Source organism: Flavipsychrobacter stenotrophus, assembly GCF_002954265.1.
GTDB classification, from domain to species: domain Bacteria; phylum Bacteroidota; class Bacteroidia; order Chitinophagales; family Chitinophagaceae; genus Flavipsychrobacter; species Flavipsychrobacter stenotrophus.
In genome coordinates, this window is sequence record NZ_PPSL01000005.1 from 319,309 (window position 1) to 337,597 (window position 18,289).

General features: G+C 43.3%; 13 protein-coding genes. 4 read left to right on the top strand and 9 right to left on the bottom strand.

Annotated elements, in window-relative coordinates; translation table 11 throughout:
- Positions 1 to 22: 22 nt before the first annotated feature.
- From CJD36_RS18065 to CJD36_RS18075, 3 genes are all read right to left on the bottom strand, one after another.
- Positions 23 to 973 carry a stage II sporulation protein M gene (locus CJD36_RS18065; protein WP_105040601.1) on the bottom strand — a complete coding sequence of 317 codons (951 nt, stop codon included), beginning with the start codon at positions 971 to 973 and terminating at the stop codon, positions 23 to 25.
- 119 nt (positions 974 to 1,092) lie between these two features.
- Positions 1,093 to 2,001 carry a DUF72 domain-containing protein gene (locus tag CJD36_RS18070; RefSeq protein WP_105040602.1) on the bottom strand — a complete coding sequence of 303 codons (909 nt, stop codon included), beginning with the start codon at positions 1,999 to 2,001 and terminating at the stop codon, positions 1,093 to 1,095.
- A gap of 25 nt (positions 2,002 to 2,026) precedes the next feature.
- The gene (locus tag CJD36_RS18075; protein ID WP_105040603.1) at positions 2,027 to 2,536 is read right to left on the bottom strand and encodes a hypothetical protein; all 510 of its coding nucleotides are present in this window, start codon (positions 2,534 to 2,536) and stop codon (positions 2,027 to 2,029) included.
- A 63-nt stretch (positions 2,537 to 2,599) separates the two neighbouring features.
- On the opposite strand from CJD36_RS18075, the gene CJD36_RS18080 reads away from it, so the two are divergent.
- On the top strand, positions 2,600 to 3,619 hold the full coding sequence (locus tag CJD36_RS18080; RefSeq protein ID WP_105040604.1) for a threonine aldolase family protein: 1,020 nt from the start codon (positions 2,600 to 2,602) through the stop codon (positions 3,617 to 3,619).
- A gap of 248 nt (positions 3,620 to 3,867) precedes the next feature.
- On the opposite strand, the gene CJD36_RS18085 is transcribed toward CJD36_RS18080, so the two are convergent.
- Both CJD36_RS18085 and CJD36_RS18090 read right to left on the bottom strand, forming a co-directional pair.
- Positions 3,868 to 5,169: a T9SS type A sorting domain-containing protein gene (locus tag CJD36_RS18085; RefSeq protein ID WP_105040605.1), complete on the bottom strand. Its 1,302-nt coding sequence runs from the start codon at positions 5,167 to 5,169 to the stop codon at positions 3,868 to 3,870.
- A 400-nt stretch (positions 5,170 to 5,569) separates the two neighbouring features.
- Entirely contained in the window at positions 5,570 to 7,318 is a 1,749-nt protein-coding gene (locus CJD36_RS18090; protein WP_161499369.1) for a nucleotidyltransferase family protein, read from the bottom strand.
- Between the two features lie 691 nt (positions 7,319 to 8,009).
- Between CJD36_RS18090 and CJD36_RS18095 the strand changes: the two genes are divergently transcribed.
- On the top strand, positions 8,010 to 10,379 hold the full coding sequence (locus CJD36_RS18095) for an efflux RND transporter permease subunit (RefSeq protein WP_105040607.1): 2,370 nt from the start codon (positions 8,010 to 8,012) through the stop codon (positions 10,377 to 10,379).
- A gap of 186 nt (positions 10,380 to 10,565) precedes the next feature.
- On the opposite strand, the gene CJD36_RS18100 is transcribed toward CJD36_RS18095, so the two are convergent.
- From CJD36_RS18100 to CJD36_RS18115, 4 genes are all read right to left on the bottom strand, one after another.
- Positions 10,566 to 11,090, bottom strand: a complete 525-nt coding sequence (locus tag CJD36_RS18100; protein ID WP_105040608.1) for an STM3941 family protein — start codon at positions 11,088 to 11,090, stop codon at positions 10,566 to 10,568.
- A gap of 14 nt (positions 11,091 to 11,104) precedes the next feature.
- Positions 11,105 to 12,001 carry a UbiA-like polyprenyltransferase gene (locus CJD36_RS18105; protein WP_105040609.1) on the bottom strand — a complete coding sequence of 299 codons (897 nt, stop codon included), beginning with the start codon at positions 11,999 to 12,001 and terminating at the stop codon, positions 11,105 to 11,107.
- Positions 12,002 to 12,004: 3 nt separating this feature from the next.
- Positions 12,005 to 12,532: a DUF1573 domain-containing protein gene (locus tag CJD36_RS18110; RefSeq protein ID WP_105040610.1), complete on the bottom strand. Its 528-nt coding sequence runs from the start codon at positions 12,530 to 12,532 to the stop codon at positions 12,005 to 12,007.
- Between the two features lie 88 nt (positions 12,533 to 12,620).
- Positions 12,621 to 13,043 carry a copper resistance protein NlpE N-terminal domain-containing protein gene (locus CJD36_RS18115; RefSeq protein ID WP_105040611.1) on the bottom strand — a complete coding sequence of 141 codons (423 nt, stop codon included), beginning with the start codon at positions 13,041 to 13,043 and terminating at the stop codon, positions 12,621 to 12,623.
- Between the two features lie 215 nt (positions 13,044 to 13,258).
- Here CJD36_RS18115 and trhO point away from each other — a divergent pair, with 215 nt between their 5' ends.
- Both trhO and CJD36_RS18125 read left to right on the top strand, forming a co-directional pair.
- Entirely contained in the window at positions 13,259 to 14,341 is a 1,083-nt protein-coding gene (trhO, locus tag CJD36_RS18120) for an oxygen-dependent tRNA uridine(34) hydroxylase TrhO (protein ID WP_105040612.1), read from the top strand.
- Positions 14,342 to 14,536: 195 nt separating this feature from the next.
- Positions 14,537 to 18,007, top strand: a complete 3,471-nt coding sequence (locus CJD36_RS18125; protein WP_105040613.1) for a TraB/GumN family protein — start codon at positions 14,537 to 14,539, stop codon at positions 18,005 to 18,007.
- The last annotated feature ends 282 nt before the right edge of the window (positions 18,008 to 18,289 follow it).

Here is an 18,289-nt window from a genome sequence, read left to right on the forward strand (position 1 = left end):
TAACAGCGATATAAAAAATGAATTAAACCGTTTGGGCATTCCTCTTGCTCACTTTTATAGGGTAAATAACATAGTACCAGGTTATGAAGCTGGCAGACAATATCAATATAGCCAGGCTCAGCCACACAGGCATATCTGTATGCCGGGTCACAAAGCCTTCAAAAAATGCCGCGACAATAAATATGGGTATCAGCGATATCATGATCTTGACACTATCCTTCGCTGCTGCCTTTAGCGACTGCATTCTGGTATACGTTTTAGGAAACAGCATTGCATTGCCCAGCATCAGCCCGCCGGCACCTGCTATGACTATAGATGATAACTCCAGCGTACCATGTACAAATATCACCAACACCGATCTGAAACCTAAATTATGATGGAAGAACATATACTCAAACACACCCACCATCAATCCATTTTTAAACAGCAAATAAACAGTGCCCAGCCCGGCGGTAATGCCAAAGAAGTAGGTAAGAAATGCCACTCTTATATTGTTAAAAGCTATGTATAAAAACATCACAAACTCATTCTCTCCCGCATATACATTAAACGGATGGCCGTTAGCAATGTTTTGCTCGGTCATATCTACATAGCTGTCACCCAGCACAGCCCTTACAAAAGTCTGATCAAGGTAGGCAGAGAACACACCAATAAGGATGAACGAAAGAAAGAATAAGAAAGCATAAAGCAGTATGCGATGATTGCGCCTCACCGCCAGCGGCAGTTCGGTGGTCCAGAAAGTAACGAACCGGTTACTCTTCTCTTTTTTATTCTTATAGATCGACAGGTATATATTGGCAGCCATGCTGTTGATATACCTTATCGTATTGCTTTTGGGGTAAAAAGTCTTGGCATACGAGAGATCATCTACCAGGTAGGTAAAATGCCTGGCTATCTCATCCGGATCATCCGTCGGCTCCTGGTAAGATCTCCACCTGTCAAGGTTGCGTTTTATAAATTGTCCCTCTCTCATAGGTTTATAAAGAAAAAATAAAGCTACAATATTTTGCCTTCGCAAAACAAATAAATTCGTCGGACCTTACCTAAATACCCACTTCACAATAAAAGAAGCTAAACTTTCCTTGAAAGCCGTCAAAACAAGGTCGCCGCCCCCTCGTCATATATTCTTGGCAGCGGAATCTTAGTGCCGGCGTGTTTGTTGAGTTCTTGTATAAAATACCTGATCAGTTCCGGCGAATGGAGTTCTTCATGCTGGTGCATAAAGAAGTAGCAGGTTTCAAGGCCTTGATCCATCCATTGTTTTATACGTTGTACCCATGCATCTATACGTGTGTAATCTGTAGGGTGCAGACCATTGCCCACAAAGCGAATGAAGCACTCCGGAGTGCTGAGATGCATGTGAACGCAATCGCGTCGGCCGGAGGCATCGGTAATGATGAGTCCTTTCTTCTGCTTTACCATAAAACTGTATAGCTCCTTATCATAGCCGCCATCGTGGTCGTACCAATCTTCATGTCGTAATTCCAGAAACACGTCTATATCCTGTGGCAGGTCGGCAATAAAGTCTTCTATTGCATCGCGGTGGCTGAGGCCCATCTGCGGGTGTGGCATCAGAAATACAGGCCCGAGATGGCGGCCAAAGGCTTCGACAACATTGAGGAATGCATCTACCTCGTGCCTGGCATCTTTTAGCCTGCGGAAGTGGGTAATGGATTGTGTGAATTTCGGACAGAACAGGAAGTTTTCAGGCACTGTTCTTACCCATTTTTCTACCTGCTCACGCGAATGCACATTGTAATAAAATCCATTAAATTCAATACTATTGAACTGGGTGGCATATTGCGCCAGAAAATCTTTTTCTTTGGTTCCTTTAGGGTACAGCTTACCTACCCATTCTTTAATACCCCACTTGGGACAGCCTATGTAAAATTTTGTGTTGCCTTTGCCTTTCTTAAGTATGTTCCTGTTTGTCTCCGGGTCGGGAGGCAGGGTAAAGTCTATATGATCAAGTTCGTTATCCGGCACTTTTCCAAAATCCATGAAGCCTCTTTTTTGTGTTGCTTAATCAGTCATCTATCCCCAGATCCATGCCATAAAGTATTCTGGGCATCATGCCAGAGAATATGCGTTTGTTGTTGGCGGGGTCGAAGAACTCTACGAATACCGTTTCGCCGCCTATCCCTGTGCTTTGCACATCAACTATGATCTCTTTAAGGAATTTGTTTTTGCCCCTCTCTACTACTGCACGGCCGGCAGTAAGGAGGAACGGCCCAATCAGATCTTGCATAAACGGCTCCATGCCGTCGCGGTATTCTGTATGAGTACCAGGCATGAGCCCATAATTGTAGTCTCCGGCTGTATCCAGCTTGCAGACACTTATATGCGTACTATCTCCGGTCTGGCGCAATAATGCCAGTGCTTTGTTGATATCCCTTATGGCGAACGATACTCTATACCCCTCAAAAAAAACATGCACCTGTGGCCTTGTCCAAAGGTTGCGTATTTTGGTAATGTGCTGCGCATAAAGCGAAGTAGACAGCACCATTGCCAGTAAAAAGAATACGTACTTTTTCATTGTGTTATTTCTACCCTGTAAAGTACAGAAAACCCTTAATTTTAGCGTCACAAAATAATCTTAATGAAAAGCTTTGCCAGTGATAATTATGCCGGTGTGCTCCCTGAAATGATGGAAGCCCTACACAATACCAATACAGGCCATGCACGCTCTTACGGGGCAGATGATATAACTAAGCGCACCACAGAACTAATGCGCAAGGTTTTTGCAGCCGACTTATCGGTATACTTTGTGTTCAATGGCACCGGGGCTAATGTGCTCAGCATCAGCAGTGCTACCCAATCTTATAACTCGATACTTTGCTCCGACACTTCCCATATCTATTGCGATGAATCATCAGCACCGGAGACTTTTACAGGGTGCAGATACTTCGCTATTCCGGCTAATGAACATGGTAAGCTAACACCTGACGCTATAAAGGAAAGACTGATTCGCAAGGGAGATGTACACTACGCGCAAACAGCAATGATCTCTATTACGCAGACTACAGAATATGGTACGCTGTACACACCCGAAGAAATAAAAGCGATCAGTGATCTGGCACATGAACATGGCCTGTACCTGCATATGGACGGTTCAAGGTTTTTTAATGCGGCAGCTGCGCTTGGTTGCGAGCTGAAGGATATAAGCAGCGCAGCGGGTGTGGATATATTATCTCTGGGTGGTACAAAGGCAGGCATGATGTATGGTGAGGCCGTTATTGTCTTCAATAAGGAACTGGAGAAGCACATAGCATTCAAGCATAAACAAGTGATGCAATTAGCGTCTAAAACACGCTTTATAGCGGCACAATTTGAGGCTATGCTCACTAATGAACTGTGGCGTAAAACAGCAGCACATGCCAATGGTATGGCGCAGTTGCTACATAGCGCATTATCAACATTCGCTGATGTGAAATTTACCCGCCCCGTACAGGCCAATGCATTGTTTGCAGAGATACCGCGCCACTGGTATGAACCACTACAGCAGCACTTCCCATTTTATGTATGGAAGGACAGTACACATGAGGTGCGAATGATGTGCTCATGGGATACGGAGGAAGAGGATATAGCGAGATTTAAGGAGGCGATAAGTAAGTTATAGTTGCCTGAACCTTGATGGCAATGATTGAATGATGGACTATGATGCCCGTTGGATATTTCTGACGGGCATTTTTTATTTTTCATAATAAAGACTCAAGCAGAACCAACCTGATGGTTGTTGGTCATAAGACCAACAACGCCAGAAGGGAAAAGTATGCGACACCAACAAGAATAAGCTTGGTGGCATTGCCTAAAATAGAAAAGCCCCGAATATCGGGGCTTTTCTATTGAATGATATATAACTATTGATTAGTGAGCTACTACTATCTGCTTAACGATCTGGCCGTTAGTACCGCTGATCTTTACAACATAGTTACCTGTAGCGAAATTCTGCGTAGGTATGCTAGCTGTGTAAGAAGCTGTAGAAGGAACTGACCACTGGCGAACCACACTACCGTTCATATCAAAGATAGAAACAGTGAATGCCTGAGCATCGTTCCAGTTAACCTTGAAGTTAACAACATTCTGAGCCGGGTTAGGGAAGATATTCACTTCACCGTTAGCAGTTACATTGTTTACAGCAGAAGTACCACCTGTGTAAGTTTCGTAGTAGTAGTTAGCAGCACGATCGCCGTTAGCATGCTCCCAGAAACCTGCAACGTTCCAAGACTCAGCAACTGTATTAGTCAGCTGGTTGAAAGAGTTGTAAGAGTAAGTATGCTCCTGGTTGTTCTTCCAGAAACCACCACCTGTAGTATCCCAAACCTGATCGATCTCCATCTGAGGCATCATGCTTACGAAACTGCTGTAGTTGTTAAGGGTAACATTTTCCCATGCAGCTGTAGTAGTGTTATAAGTCTGGTACAAAGATGTTGTACGGTCGTTACTTGCATCGTAAGTGTAGTTATACATGTAAGAAGGCACCCATGTAGCACCGTTCCAAACACTATAAGTAGTGCTGGCAAGCATGTTACCGGTAGTGTATGTATAGTCAAACTTATAAGCGTAAGAATAGGTCATTGTTACATTGCTGTAAGTCTGTCCGATCTCCTGAATGAGATTACCACCTACACTGTAGAAGTAAGTCTTCTGAGAAGAAGCGTCGAAAGACAATGTAGTGCTGTTCCATGTCTGGTGCTGATCAGAATACAAGCGGTTACCCAATGTATAGCTGTAAACATTCCTGGAAATATTTACCCAGTTAGTACCGCCCCATACCTGAGCTACAGAAGTATCAACATTGTTGCTACCATCGTAAAAATGCAAAGTTTTAGTTGCGTTCTCCCATGCAGTACCATTCCAGAAAGTACGTGTCTGGCTGATAATGTTGTTATTAGCATCAAACTGCTGATAAACAGTAGAATCACTTGTATAAGTAGTATCTCCCAACAATACTTTCCAAGAAGTAGCAGTATTGTATTTCAACGTGTGCATCAAATCACCACCTCTAGGGTTAGTGTATGCATAAGACGTACTGTCGTTAAGCAAGAAAATAGCACCATTGTTATACCAACCCGCCTTGGCAGCCAGCCTGGATGATGTCTGTGCCTGTACATTCTGTACAAGAAGAACAGGTATTGCAAGTGTGAAGAGTAGCTTCAATCTTTTCATAAATGGCAATTTAAATATTGTAATAGTTGTGTACAAAAGAAAAACTGTACAATGATAGTAATAATTTTCTGTAAAGTGCAACTTTTTTGAAAAATTTGTTCAATCTGTTATTCTTTGTTGGGAAATAAGGGGTTAGGGGCCTATTTGGTATTCACATGGGTTAATATTATTGTTTATAAAGAGGTATTTGTTGATGAGGTTTGTGCTCATTAAAATGATCCGATTTTTAGAATTCGTAGAATAAACAGATCGTAAAAAAGAGTCGCCCGACGGCTGGTGGTCGGGAGACACAACAGCGGCAGATGGGCACTATTCAGCAGAAAGGTTACTCGGTGCGGCGCCAAAGAAAAAAGCCTTCCGTATATCGGAAGGCTTTGGAAAATATAGAATTGTTACAAAACTATTTAAGGGTAAGGTGAGACGCGATCGGCTTCTCGTTCTTGCTGATAGAATTGTAAGTAGGAATAATGAACCTGGCACTGTAGTCGTTATCAGAGATAAACTTCAGCACATACTCTACCGCAAAGGCCGGATCGTTCTTCTTACCTACCAACAGATACTCAAGATAGAAAAGGCAAATACCAGAATCAAATGAGCCGCCATTGTCTTTACCTATCCACTTTTCAGCAAACAAGATGATATCGTTCTTATTGTCTACAACCCTTTCGTGGAGTTGTTTCAGAGAATACACTTTCAGGTATTTCAATCTTTCTACATCACCTTCTACATCTACTTCATTATTCAAAGTAGCACCTGCACGACGGGCTATCTCACTATCTACTTCTTTTATCAACTTACTCGCGGCAACATATTGCTTCAACGTAGCATCTGTCATCTGTGAGTTTTCATCCATTACAGCCGCCTTGATCGGTTCTGGTTCACGCTCATAAAATGGCACCTCTTCGCTGTTTATATTAGCCTGTGTGCCGTTTCCTACACCATTAATGTACGTGTTATTAGTAGCAACGTTCACTGTATTGGCTGCAACGTTTACTGTTTCGGCAGACAAAGCAGGTATTTCATCTTCTACTTGATGCACCTGCTCTATTACAGGCACATGGCTGACATGGTTAACTACTTCCTCAATTTTATTTTCCACAATCTGCGGCAAAACAGGCTGAGCTATTTCGTGCGGCTGTGTTGCCGTATTAATTACAGGCAATATCTCTTCTATTGCCGGTGCAACATACTGCTGAATAGGTTGTGTAGGTATTACTACCGGTGCTACATATTTTTCTACAACGGGCATTACCTGAGCAACAACGGGTGCAACAGGCACAGGCGGTGGCGCAGGTATTGGTTGTGGTGCAGGCGTAGGCAAAGTAAGATCAAAAGGCCCCTGCATGCCATTTACCGGTGCGGCTTGCTGCTGTGGTATGTATTCATTTACAGGTGCTGCTGCAACCGGCTGCGGTGCGGGCTGTGCAACCGGCTGTGGCTGCGCTACTACCTGAGGCGCGTATTGCGCTGCCGGCAATGGAATTTCATTGACTACAGGCTGCGGAACAGGTGCAGATTGGCGGACAGGAGCGGGTTGAGGTGCAATTGCCGCTACCTCTTCGTTCTGCTCATATGCTGCCTGTTCTACCCAATTGTATTTAGCATTCAGCTGACTGCGTATCTTCAGAAATTCCAGATCGGCCATTTCAAGCAGGGCACCAACCCTGTAGAAATCACGCTTCATTTCCTCCGGGAAAGTAGCATTATCATATCCAAGCTCCTTTTCTATACCAGCCCATGCATCCTGCAGCATAGAGCATACGTGGATCTCAAACTTTTTCGTTCCAGACCTGCGGTACTCTATCAGCTCCTGACGGGCAGGCTTTAAACCTGCTGTCAGCTGTATATGTTTGTATGAAAAGCTATCGAGCTTTATTTTCTTTTTGTCTTTTGAGCGCTCATTCATCACATCAAATTCCGACCCTACGATCTCAGATATTTTACTAACTGAGTCTTCGAAGTAAGTAATGACCCTGATGACAGGAATATATATATTCTCGCCTGAGCTACTATGCTGGTGATCCATCCGCGACTCTATCCGGTAATATGGTACATTGTTCTGGATAATGATCTCCTTAACCAACTCTTCCATTTTCATCATGAACGCACTATTGCTTTCGATTGATGATTGATATTTCTTTGACGGCATACTCATTATATTAAAGTACAATAATAAGTAGATTTTCGAGTAATAGGTAAAAAAAGGGGGCAGTTTAACAACCGATTAAGGAAATAGATTCTTAGTACGTCTGGAAACAACAGAAAGTTATCCACATTTAATTCACAGGAAGATGGCGAAAATTAGGTTCACATAAGTAATGGCTCTTCATAATTTTACGAATGAACATTATAATTAATTTTAGATAAATTGCATAATGTGGTCGTCTGAACTGCCTGCGGGTGATAATGGCTATCTGATCTCTCACCTGCCGGCCACAGTAACCACAAGAAAATGCCCACGACTTTTACGATAAATAACGAGGTATTATTTATACACCAATACGAAAACGCCCTGTGCGAATGCCGCCCTTCGACATGTTTAGACGATATTCGGGGGTGTGCTTGCGGAGCACCAAATAATGGATGTGTGGCTACAAGGGTCCCTGAATAGCATCTCGAAGTTGTCGTTATGACGATGCACCTTGATAGTTCTGCATAGCGTTCCTTTACACTGGGGTAAGAGGCGGCCGCTCTGTATGCTATATGCCTGTTATGAACGTGTGCTAACTGCGGCGCGCAAAAGAGCATTACAGCACCCATATATTACATAGCGCTAATAAGATAAGGCTATGGAACAATTTTAGTACTTTTACGCCTTTATTAACCTTAACTGTTCCGGCATGTGGCATAATATAGCCGCTTTTATTATAAAATTTCGTATTGCATTATTAGTAATCCTCCTATCTATCACCGGCATAATGGGCTATTATGCTATGCAGGTGAAGTTGAGTTACGAGTTTACCAGTGCGGTACCTACCGACAATCCTAAGTATATAGAGTACCAGAAATTCAGAGCTGAGTTTGGGGAGGATGGTAACCTGATGGCGATTGCGGTGAAGACAAAGGATTTCTTTGCTCCCGAATTCTTTAATGACTATGCATTGCTGGTTAAAAAAATAGCTAAGGTAAATGCCGTAGAAAATGTGTTGAGTGTGCCTGGTGCAATAGCCCTGGTAAAGGACACCGTTACCCAAAAGCTGAAAGCGATGCCTATAGCCGGCACACCACCCTTCAGTAACGTAGATAGTATCAAACAAACGTTTTTAAGCCTGCCATTTTACAAAGGACTTCTTTATAACCCTGATTCTAATGCCTACCTGATGACGGTGTGGATACAGAAGGATGTACTGAATTCTAAGGGCCGTGCCGATGTGATCAATGAAATTGTAAGACTGGGCAACGAGTTTGGCGTGAAGCATAATATAGAAATGCACTATTCAGGTTTGCCACTGATCCGCACTGAAATGGCTATGCGTGTACAGCACGAAATGCGCCTTTTCCTCATACTCTCCTTTGTACTTACCGCTGTTATCCTGGCCTTATTCTTCCGCTCGGTGGCGGCAGTAATAGCGTCTATGCTGGTAGTGGCCATAGGGGTTATATGGTCTGTAGGAACTATAGAATTACTGGGCTATAAAATAACATTGCTTACTGCACTCATTCCGCCGCTGGTAGTGGTGATCGGCATCCCCAACTGCGTATATCTGCTCAATAGGTATCACTTTGAATATGCCAAAAACCCTAACAAAATGCGCTCGCTATTGCGCATGGTTGACAGAATGGGCATAGTAACTTTCTTTACCAATCTTACGGCAGGTATTGGGTTCGGCGTATTCTTCTTCACTAAAAGCGTTTTACTAAAGGAATTCGGACTGGTAGCGGGAATCAACATCCTTGGCCTGTTCTTTATTTCGCTTGTATTCATACCGGCATTGTTCAGCTTCCTGCCGCCGCCTAATGTGCGCCACACCAGCTACCTGGAAAGCGGATGGATAAACAAACTGCTGGAAAAGATAACCAAATGGGTGTTCAGCCACAGAACGTGGATATATGCGTTTACAATAGTGGTCTGCGTATTTTCGGTATGGGGCGTAATGCGTCTGAAGAATGATGCACACATTGTAGATGATCTGCCAAAATCTGATAAAATTTACCTTGACCTGAAATTCCTGGAGAATAATTTTAAAGGTATAATGCCGCTGCAGATAGTGATAGATACCCGTAAGAAAAACGGAGTAGCATCGCTGGAAGTATTAGGCAAGATGGACAAGCTTTGCAAGTACCTGGAAACCTACCCGGAAATAGGTCGTCCATTAGCAATAACTGAGGGCATTAAATTTGCCAACCAAGCCTATTTTGGTGGCGACCCCATTTATTATGAAGTACCCGAAGATCCTATACAGGCGGCATTTGTACTCCCCTACCTGCGTACCAAGGGCGGAGATAATAATAGCATGTTCTCTAAGCTGTTGCACTCTTTTGTAGACAGCACCAAGAGCAAGGCTCGTATCAGTGTGAATATGGCCGATATAGGCTCTCACCGACTGCCCATAATGCTGGGTAAGATAAAGCCTGAAGTAGATAAGATATTTGATTCAACCAAGTATAAAGTAACCTTTACCGGAACTAGTGTAACCTTCCTTGAAGGAAGTAAGTTCATAGTAAACAGTCTCCGTGATAGTTTGATACTGGCGTTCCTGTTCATCTTTGGTTGCATGGTAGCAGTATTCCGCTCGTGGAGAATACTCGTGATATCAATTATCGTCAACATCGTTCCGTTATTAATAACAGCAGGCCTGATGGGCTGGATGGGCATCCGTATAAAACCATCTACTGTACTTGTATTTAGTGTGGCATTAGGTATTACTATTGATGTTACTATTCGCTTCCTGGTAAACTTTAAGCAGGAACTGGCGCAGCATGATGACAGTATTGCAGACACAGTACACCGTACCATACGCGATACAGGACTAAGTATCATCTATACTTCATTGATATTGGTAGCCGGCTTTGGCGTGTTTGCATTGTCTCAGTTCGACGGGACCAAATCGTTAGGCTATCTTACTTCTATCACATTATTGCTCGCAATGGTAACCAACCTTACCTTGCTGCCTGCTTTACTGCTTTGGATGGATAAGGTGATAGAGAAGAAGAACAATGCAGTTTCCTTCCTGATGGGAGAAGATGAGGATGATGTGATCAAGATGTAATCAATTTGACAATTCGGCAATTTGGCAATGCGATAATATTCATGCCGTTGTATTTGCCTGATCAATAGTTTATGAAATACCCACTGATCTACAATGATTAGTGGGTATTTTGTTTCTACTATTTTCTTGCCGTATATCTGGTTCACGGAAAGGCTAACAATGGTTGGAAAGAAATTTAGGTGATAATTATACAACCCCTGATTCCAGCAGAGCCTTGCGCTGTGGTAAGTCTGCATGTATTGCCTGTTGTATGAGGTCCAGCAGCTTTTGGTTGTTTACGTTTACATTATCCATCCAGATATTCAGTTCCTGAAAACCCAGTTCTTTATTGAACTTTACAACAGACCTGTATAACCGCCCTTTACTGCGAGCGAGAGAATACACTTCATCAACCTTCAGGCAAACAAAGTGCTGCTTATTTATCCGGGCCGGATAGGCATCTTGAATGATGTCCCAATTGATAATTTTATCGCTGAGGTTGCGAACGAAAATGCCTGTTTCGTTGAGTATGATCTGAGGCCTGCGGTCGAGAATAAATGAAAGCCCTAGTGGGTATCCTAAACCAAAGAACCCAATACACAATAGAAACTTTAACCTTTCCCTTTCCTCACCCTTTACTAAGAAAAATATGGACGGAATAACAAACAGTGAAGACATCAAGATAAACTTAACTCCCTTCCATGCAGATTTGTAGATCTTTATTTCATTCATGGTAAACCAGACGCTTATAGCATTTTACCGATGTAAATGGAAAGTATAGTAATAGCCGAAAAAACAACACTGGCAATGCCGTTGGTATTGCCGAAAGCAATGTTGATCTTACTCAGGTCTGTGGGCTTTACCAGTAGGTGCTGGTAGGTAAGTGCACCTATATAGAAAGCGGCACCTATCCAGTATACAAAGTTGAAGTGGCCATAAACCCCGGCATACCACACAAAACACGCAGATACAACATGCAACAATGTAGAGACGATCAACGCATTGCGCACACCGAGTGCAGCCGGTATAGAGTGCAACTTCTGACTTCGGTCGAAAGACTCATCCTGCAAGGCATAAATGATGTCGAATCCCGATACCCAGGTAAAGACCATAAATGAGAAAAGGATAGGCAACAGATCGAACTTGCCTGTAACTGACAGGTAAGCCCCTATTGGCGAAAGAGAAAGACCAACACCTAATACCAGGTGACATAGTGCGGTAAAACGCTTGGTATAGCTATAGAACAGGATAACGAACAGTGCTACAAATGACAAGTAAAAACAGGCCTCGTTAATAAACCAGGTAGTAGCTACAAACAATACACAATTGAGAATGGTAAAGGCCAGCGCATGGTTAGGCTTTATAACACCCGCGGGTATCTCTCTGACAGCAGTACGGGGATTAAGCGCATCAAAGCGACGATCGAGATAGCGATTGAAGGCCATAGCGGCACTACGTGCAAAAACCATGCACAGCAACATTTTACCGAAGCCGGCCAATTTATTATACGGTTCTGTAACCGTAGTAATGGCCAGCACAAACCCTATTATTGCAAACGGCAAAGCGAAAACAGTATGACTGAATTTTATCAGGGATAGGTAGCTCTTTACTTTAGCTATTGGCGATATGCTCACTGTATTCATAAATTATCTTACTTCTGCCTCTACTGTAATAGATACGGCCTCTGGCAATGCATTGGAGTGTACTACAATGTTCTTTTCTTCGTGGCCTGCATGGCCTTCGCTATTGTACAATATCGTTATCTCCCCATCACTGCCGGGGGCAATTGATTCCAGCGGGAAGTTAGGCGTAGTACAACCGCAGGTAACGTCGGTCTTAGCGATCATCAACGGATTTTGTCCGGTATTCTTAAAACGGAAAACGTGGGTAACAATGCGGCCAACACTTACAGAGCCAAAGTTGAACTTAGTTTCATAGAATTGCATAGTGGTCTTTGGCATTTCTGCTACTATCTGGCTGCGGCTGCGTGTTTGTTCGGGATAAATTTCACCGCGGTACACTTCACCATCTCTTGAATAAAAGACACCTTCACCACCACTATGAAATTTCCTGAACATGGCATTCTTACTTACACCGGTCAGTTCAACAATGGTCAGCGTAAAAATTGACAATGTAAGTATGGTCAGTAAAACGTATTTATAATTAGTATCCATGAGGGATATCTTAAGTTTACAGCAAATATATGCCAAAACGCCTTAGCCGTGTAGCAAACACGTGCATAACTGGTTATCAATAACTAGCTTATAACATCTTTTTAAGGGTGCAGTCTATGTCGGCAGTCACTTTATGCCGGTCTTTATCAAGGGGTTGAAGGCTGCCATCGGCATTTAAGACATAGTGCATCGCCTTTTCTTCATTGTCGTAGTTAAGGATGATCATCAGTACTTTACGGCCTTCAAATATGTCTTTAGCTATGATCCATTCACCACTGATGCGGGAGGTAACATCTGTGCCCCCCTTGCTTACATACTTGTCGCGCAGAGAAAATTCTCCGGTGGTATCGGTCCCGTATTTCAGATCCAGGCTCGTTTCTATGATCTTACATTCTTCGCAGGGCAAATTACCTTTGTACGTTCCGGCAACCATTTGCTTCTGAACTTCCTGCGCCACAACGAAATAGGAAAACAAAAAACTTACAGTAATTAGAAGAATATGCTTGATCATTGTATTATCTGTTGATTACCAGTTTAGTAAGCCTCTTGCAAATATCATGGATTTCAGGGAATAAACAATGTGTGGAAAATTGCACCGATGCAGCTTGCTAAGTCATTCTGATGGCGTGCACTAAAAGATGACGAAAATCATACATAAGGGTTGAATGCATCGACCGAAATATGTTTAAATTTGCGTTTTTCTCACTTTTAAAAGGAAGGTACACAATGCCAGTGTTACACAACCGGGTTAATAATGAGGAACTGAAGCAGTTAATGCTTAGCGAAAAAGAACCCCGCACAACAGTTTCTTTCTACAAGTATTTCAACATTGCCGATCCTGTTGCGTTCCGCAACGAGAACTACATTAAGTTCAACGAATTGAAGGTTTTCGGCCGTATCTACATTGCCCATGAGGGTATTAACGGACAGGTAAGCGTCCCGGCCGGCAATTATGAGGCTTTTAAGGAGGCTCTATATGCAGCAGCTCCTGAGCTGAACGGCGTGCGCATGAATATTGCTGTTGATGATGACGGTAAGTCTTTCTGGGTACTGCGTATGAAGGTGCGCCCGAAGGTGGTTGCCGATGGTATTGACGACCCTGCTTTTGATCCGTCGAAAACAGGAAAATACCTGAAAGCAAAAGATTACAATGAACTGGCAGAAAAGCCGGATACCATCATTGTAGATATGCGCAATCACTATGAATATGAGGTAGGCCACTTTGAGCGGGCCATAGAGATACCTTCAGATACTTTCCGCGACCAGTTGCCTATGGCGGTAGATATGCTCAAAGACAAAAAGGACCAGAACATCATTATGTATTGCACCGGCGGTATACGCTGCGAAAAAGCCAGTGCCTACATGCTGCATAATGGATTCAAAAATGTGTTTCATGTGGAGGGCGGCATTATTGAATATGCCCGCAAAGCCAAAGAACAGCAGTTGCCTGTAAAATTCATCGGTAAGAACTTCGTGTTTGATGAGCGTCTTGGCGAGCGCATAACAGAAGACATCATAGCCGAGTGCCACATTTGTGGTAAGCCATGCGATACGCATACCAACTGCGCCAACGATGGCTGCCACCTGCTGTTTATACAATGCCCTGAATGCGCCGCTCAGTATGAAGGCTGTTGCAGCGAATCGTGCATGGAAGAGAAGAACATGTCTCCCGAAGAGCAGAAAGCACTGAGAGCGGGCCGTGAAAATGGCACCATGATCTTCAATAAATCTAAAGATCACCCGCTCAGAAAGCACAGGGAAGAATGGAAAGCCGAGCAACTAAAGAGACAGGCAGAACACGAACAATAACTTTTGAAATGATAGAATGCCCCGGTTTATGAAACCGGGGCATTTTTAATTCTTGACCGTCTGAACCTTGATAAGCGTGATGAAAGGATCGAAGGATAACTTTTATTCGACTCAAAGAGAATCAACATTGTTGCTACCTATTATGCCAACTGCCAATAAAATGCGACTTTTGACCCGCAATTATTAAGCATATCTATGAAATTACTTATAAACCTATTGGTTTTCTGCGGCCTTTTGTTGGGCACACATCTGCAATCACTGGCTCAGCAAAAAGAGAAAACACTGCTGTGGCGTATCTCAGGCAATGGGTTACAGCAGTCGTCTTACCTCTTCGGCACAGTTCACCTCAAAGCAAAGAAACTATTCAACTTCCCGGACTCTCTTTACGCCGCCATTGACAATACCGAAGTATTTGCATTGGAGGTAAATCCCGACAGTATGAATAACATGGTATCAGCATATGCCAATAAGCTCCTGAACAAAAAAGAGGATACCAAAGACACAAAGAAAAAAGAAAAGACGCTCAGGGAGATACTTACTCCCGCCGAACTAAGGACACTAAGGGAAAGCCTGCCTGCTGATAGCGATATAGACCCCGATGAACTAACAGTAAAGCAGGCATACCTGATGAAGGACAAGCTGCTTACACAAAAGCCAAGGAAAGACGACCTGCCAACTTTTATGGATGCATTCCTCTACTCGATTGCTAAAGACAAAGGCAAAGCAGTAGCCGGCGTGGAGCACATAGAAGATCAGCTGAACCTGCTGGAGACAATGGACTTCAGCGATGCGGATCCTAAAAAAATTGCTACCTACGTAAGCAATGGCTCATCGGTTCAGGACAAAATGATACAGGTGTATATTAGTAAAGACCTGGAAGAGCTGCAAAAGATATCAGACATCATACCCGAGAAGCAGGCAGACCTGTTGTTTACAGCCCGAAATAAGAATATGCTGAAGAGTATGGATAGTATTATGCGGCTGCACACTCTTTTCTGCGCTGTAGGTGCATTGCATCTGCCCGGCAAACAAGGACTTATCGCCTTGCTGCGCGCCAAAGGATATACCGTAACCCCTGTTATCTCAGAACACTTTATCAATGGTGCCGACTACACATTCAAAACGGGTGGCAGCAATTGGGTAGACATTACCAGTGCACAGGATGGCTACACCATTAAAATGCCCGGACAGCCCAACGAAGTAAACACCGGTAGCGGAACCGTAGTAATGAAACTCTACTACGACTTAGGCACCTCTATGTGCTATGTAACCAATCATACCAACATCCCCCAGTCCACATCAATATCAGAAGACGAACTGATGGATGCCGCAGCGGCCAAAATGACCACTGATGGCAAGAAAATAGGACACAAAGATATTACAGTGGGAGAGTTGAAGGGTCGGGAATACTCTTTTACAGGCAAATCTGAGATCAAGTACCGAGTGCAGATGCTGGCTAATAAAACAGACATGTATATGTTGATGGCCTATTCGCAAGCAGCTCTAAAAAATACAGACTCCTTCTTCAGATCTTTCCGGCTTATTCCTAAGATGAGTTCGGCCAACAGGTCTACTGCTTTCGACGACATTTTCCTTACCGTGTCGCTGCCAGACAATAAGCCTACCCGCGACGTTTCTTATTCACAAGACTCCACCGATAAGCAGACCATGTATACTATCGTAGACCCTACTATAGGTAACTATTATTTTATTGTTTGCAGCGAACCTAAGATCGGCTACAACTATAACAACGACACCGTTTTCTTATATAATATCAAAACTTATCTGGATAGTAAGAATATTACCGCAACGATCGAGAACAACAGATACCGGGGGTACAAAGTTTACGACTATGTGACCAGTGCTTTTTCGGGCATGAAGATAAAAGGCAAGTTGCTATTCTGTGGCAACAGGCAATACAGTATACTGGCCCAATCGCCCGACAATGAACAAGGTTTGGCCGCCGCAGATTCTTTCCTGCAAAGCATAAAGATAAAACCAGCTTACCCCGATGCTATACACAAAGAGGTTAGTGACAATGAACAATTCAGCTGTTTTGTGCCATCACCGTTGATTAGGAAAACGATAGAAAATGATAACGATGACACAACACAACCAGCTGCAACTACATACAAAAGTTATGACCAAATCACGCTCATGACTTACCTTATTTCAGCTCAACAAATAAGTCCCTATTACTGGAAGTCCAATGACACCTCTATGCTCAAAACACTGCTCTACCAGAGCAAGGTAAAGTCGGACTCAACACCGGTTTATTCTTATTCAAGCACGAATGGGTTGCCATATGGCGAGCTGATAACTTACAAGAAGTACTCAGAAAAGATACACCGGGTAAAAGTAATTGCTGATGGCCGCACTTTATATACATTGGACTGCACATACCCGATATCGCTCAAAGACAATAAGCGTATCGACTCTTTCTACTCAACATTCCGGGTGTTAAAAAAAGATAAACAGGCACTACAAACCTCTCCCGACCTGTTGCTTGCAGACCTGCATAGTAAGGACTCCCTTACGCGCACCCGTGCACTAACGGCACTAGGTGAAGTTACCTTCACCAAAGCCGACGCACAGGCGCTCATAAAGGCTGTAATAACTGAGTACCCGGCCGATACAAATAATCCACTCGCTACCGTCACCACATTCAGGTTATTCAATATTCTTAAAGAATTCGGATCAGATATACCCATGCAACAACTGGAGCAACTGTATAAACACCCTATGATCATTGACCGGGGACAACAGTTCCAGGTTTTAAATATGATGGCAATGCAGAAAGACAGTATCGCCGCATATGCAAAGGTCAAAGAATTGTTACTTAAATCACCACCAACAAAGGGAGGAGCATATGCTGTGACGGCTCGTTTCAACCAACATCCTCAGTTATCAAAAACGCTGTTTCCTGAATTGTTGCAGCAATGTGCTGATAGTGTAATGGGCTATATGGTATGCAACCTTGCTTGCAGGTTAATAGACAGCAACTACCTCCTTAAAAAAGACCTGGATCGTTATATACCGTCTATCATTAATAAAAGTAAGGAACTAAGGAACAATAAAAGCCACTGGACAAGCACCAACGTCATAGATCTGCTCTCTCGTCTCGGCACCAAAGAGGCCATGGACGAAATTAAGCAATACCAGTATGCGTTTGAAAATTACCTGAGGTATGCCGCTATAGACGTACTGGTAGACAGCCAGCAACGCCCCGATCCTGCGGCACTTGATAGTATTGCTTCAGACAAATATTACAGGCTGCGATTGTACAATCTGCTCAACGACAAAAATGTGGCTGGCTACTATCCCGCTAAATATCTTACACAGCAGTATTTCGCGGAGTCTTACATTAGTGAAGTTGATGATGATGACTACTATGGTAACATTAGCTATATAGGTATGAGAACAGAATTATACAAGGGCAAAAAACAAAAGTTCTACTTGTATAAGGCAGAATATACCGATGGCGATAGCACCACTTATTATATGGGAGTTGCGGGTCCATTCAGCAACGACCCCACGCAAGTGACAATCGATTATGATGAGAGTGCCTGCGGTTTTTCTGCTGATCCGCTCGACATGAAACAATTGGACAACCAACTGAAGGTCTACCTCATCAAAAAGAAGATCAACGACAGCAGGCAGGAGTAAAATTGATCCCCGTAATTGAACAACACAGCTAAACGGTAACGGTCCGCGAACCTTTATCATTAATTTGTCGTGAGTTCAACAAATTATAGATGTTATGCGATAGCCTTGAAGACAAAGTCTTTAACGCCATGTCATGATGCCGAAGGCATCAGATGTCTCTAGCAAAATCAGCTAATTATTTCGAAACGATGCCGAAGGTATCGGATGTCCGATTAAGCAAGTTTCTCTTGCCTCAATGACCTGAATACATGCGTATATTGGGCACGTTAAAAACAATAAAGT

Coding starts and splice junctions, on each gene's coding strand:
- CJD36_RS18065 (WP_105040601.1), bottom strand. CDS start 973: ATGAGAGAGGGACAATTTATAAAACGCAACCTTGACAGGTGGAGATCT.
- CJD36_RS18070 (WP_105040602.1), bottom strand. CDS start 2,001: ATGGATTTTGGAAAAGTGCCGGATAACGAACTTGATCATATAGACTTT.
- CJD36_RS18075 (WP_105040603.1), bottom strand. CDS start 2,536: ATGAAAAAGTACGTATTCTTTTTACTGGCAATGGTGCTGTCTACTTCG.
- CJD36_RS18080 (WP_105040604.1), top strand. CDS start 2,600: ATGAAAAGCTTTGCCAGTGATAATTATGCCGGTGTGCTCCCTGAAATG.
- CJD36_RS18085 (WP_105040605.1), bottom strand. CDS start 5,169: ATGAAAAGATTGAAGCTACTCTTCACACTTGCAATACCTGTTCTTCTT.
- CJD36_RS18090 (WP_161499369.1), bottom strand. CDS start 7,318: ATGCCGTCAAAGAAATATCAATCATCAATCGAAAGCAATAGTGCGTTC.
- CJD36_RS18095 (WP_105040607.1), top strand. CDS start 8,010: ATGTGGCATAATATAGCCGCTTTTATTATAAAATTTCGTATTGCATTA.
- CJD36_RS18100 (WP_105040608.1), bottom strand. CDS start 11,090: ATGAATGAAATAAAGATCTACAAATCTGCATGGAAGGGAGTTAAGTTT.
- CJD36_RS18105 (WP_105040609.1), bottom strand. CDS start 12,001: ATGAATACAGTGAGCATATCGCCAATAGCTAAAGTAAAGAGCTACCTA.
- CJD36_RS18110 (WP_105040610.1), bottom strand. CDS start 12,532: ATGGATACTAATTATAAATACGTTTTACTGACCATACTTACATTGTCA.
- CJD36_RS18115 (WP_105040611.1), bottom strand. CDS start 13,043: ATGATCAAGCATATTCTTCTAATTACTGTAAGTTTTTTGTTTTCCTAT.
- trhO (WP_105040612.1), top strand. CDS start 13,259: ATGCCAGTGTTACACAACCGGGTTAATAATGAGGAACTGAAGCAGTTA.
- CJD36_RS18125 (WP_105040613.1), top strand. CDS start 14,537: ATGAAATTACTTATAAACCTATTGGTTTTCTGCGGCCTTTTGTTGGGC.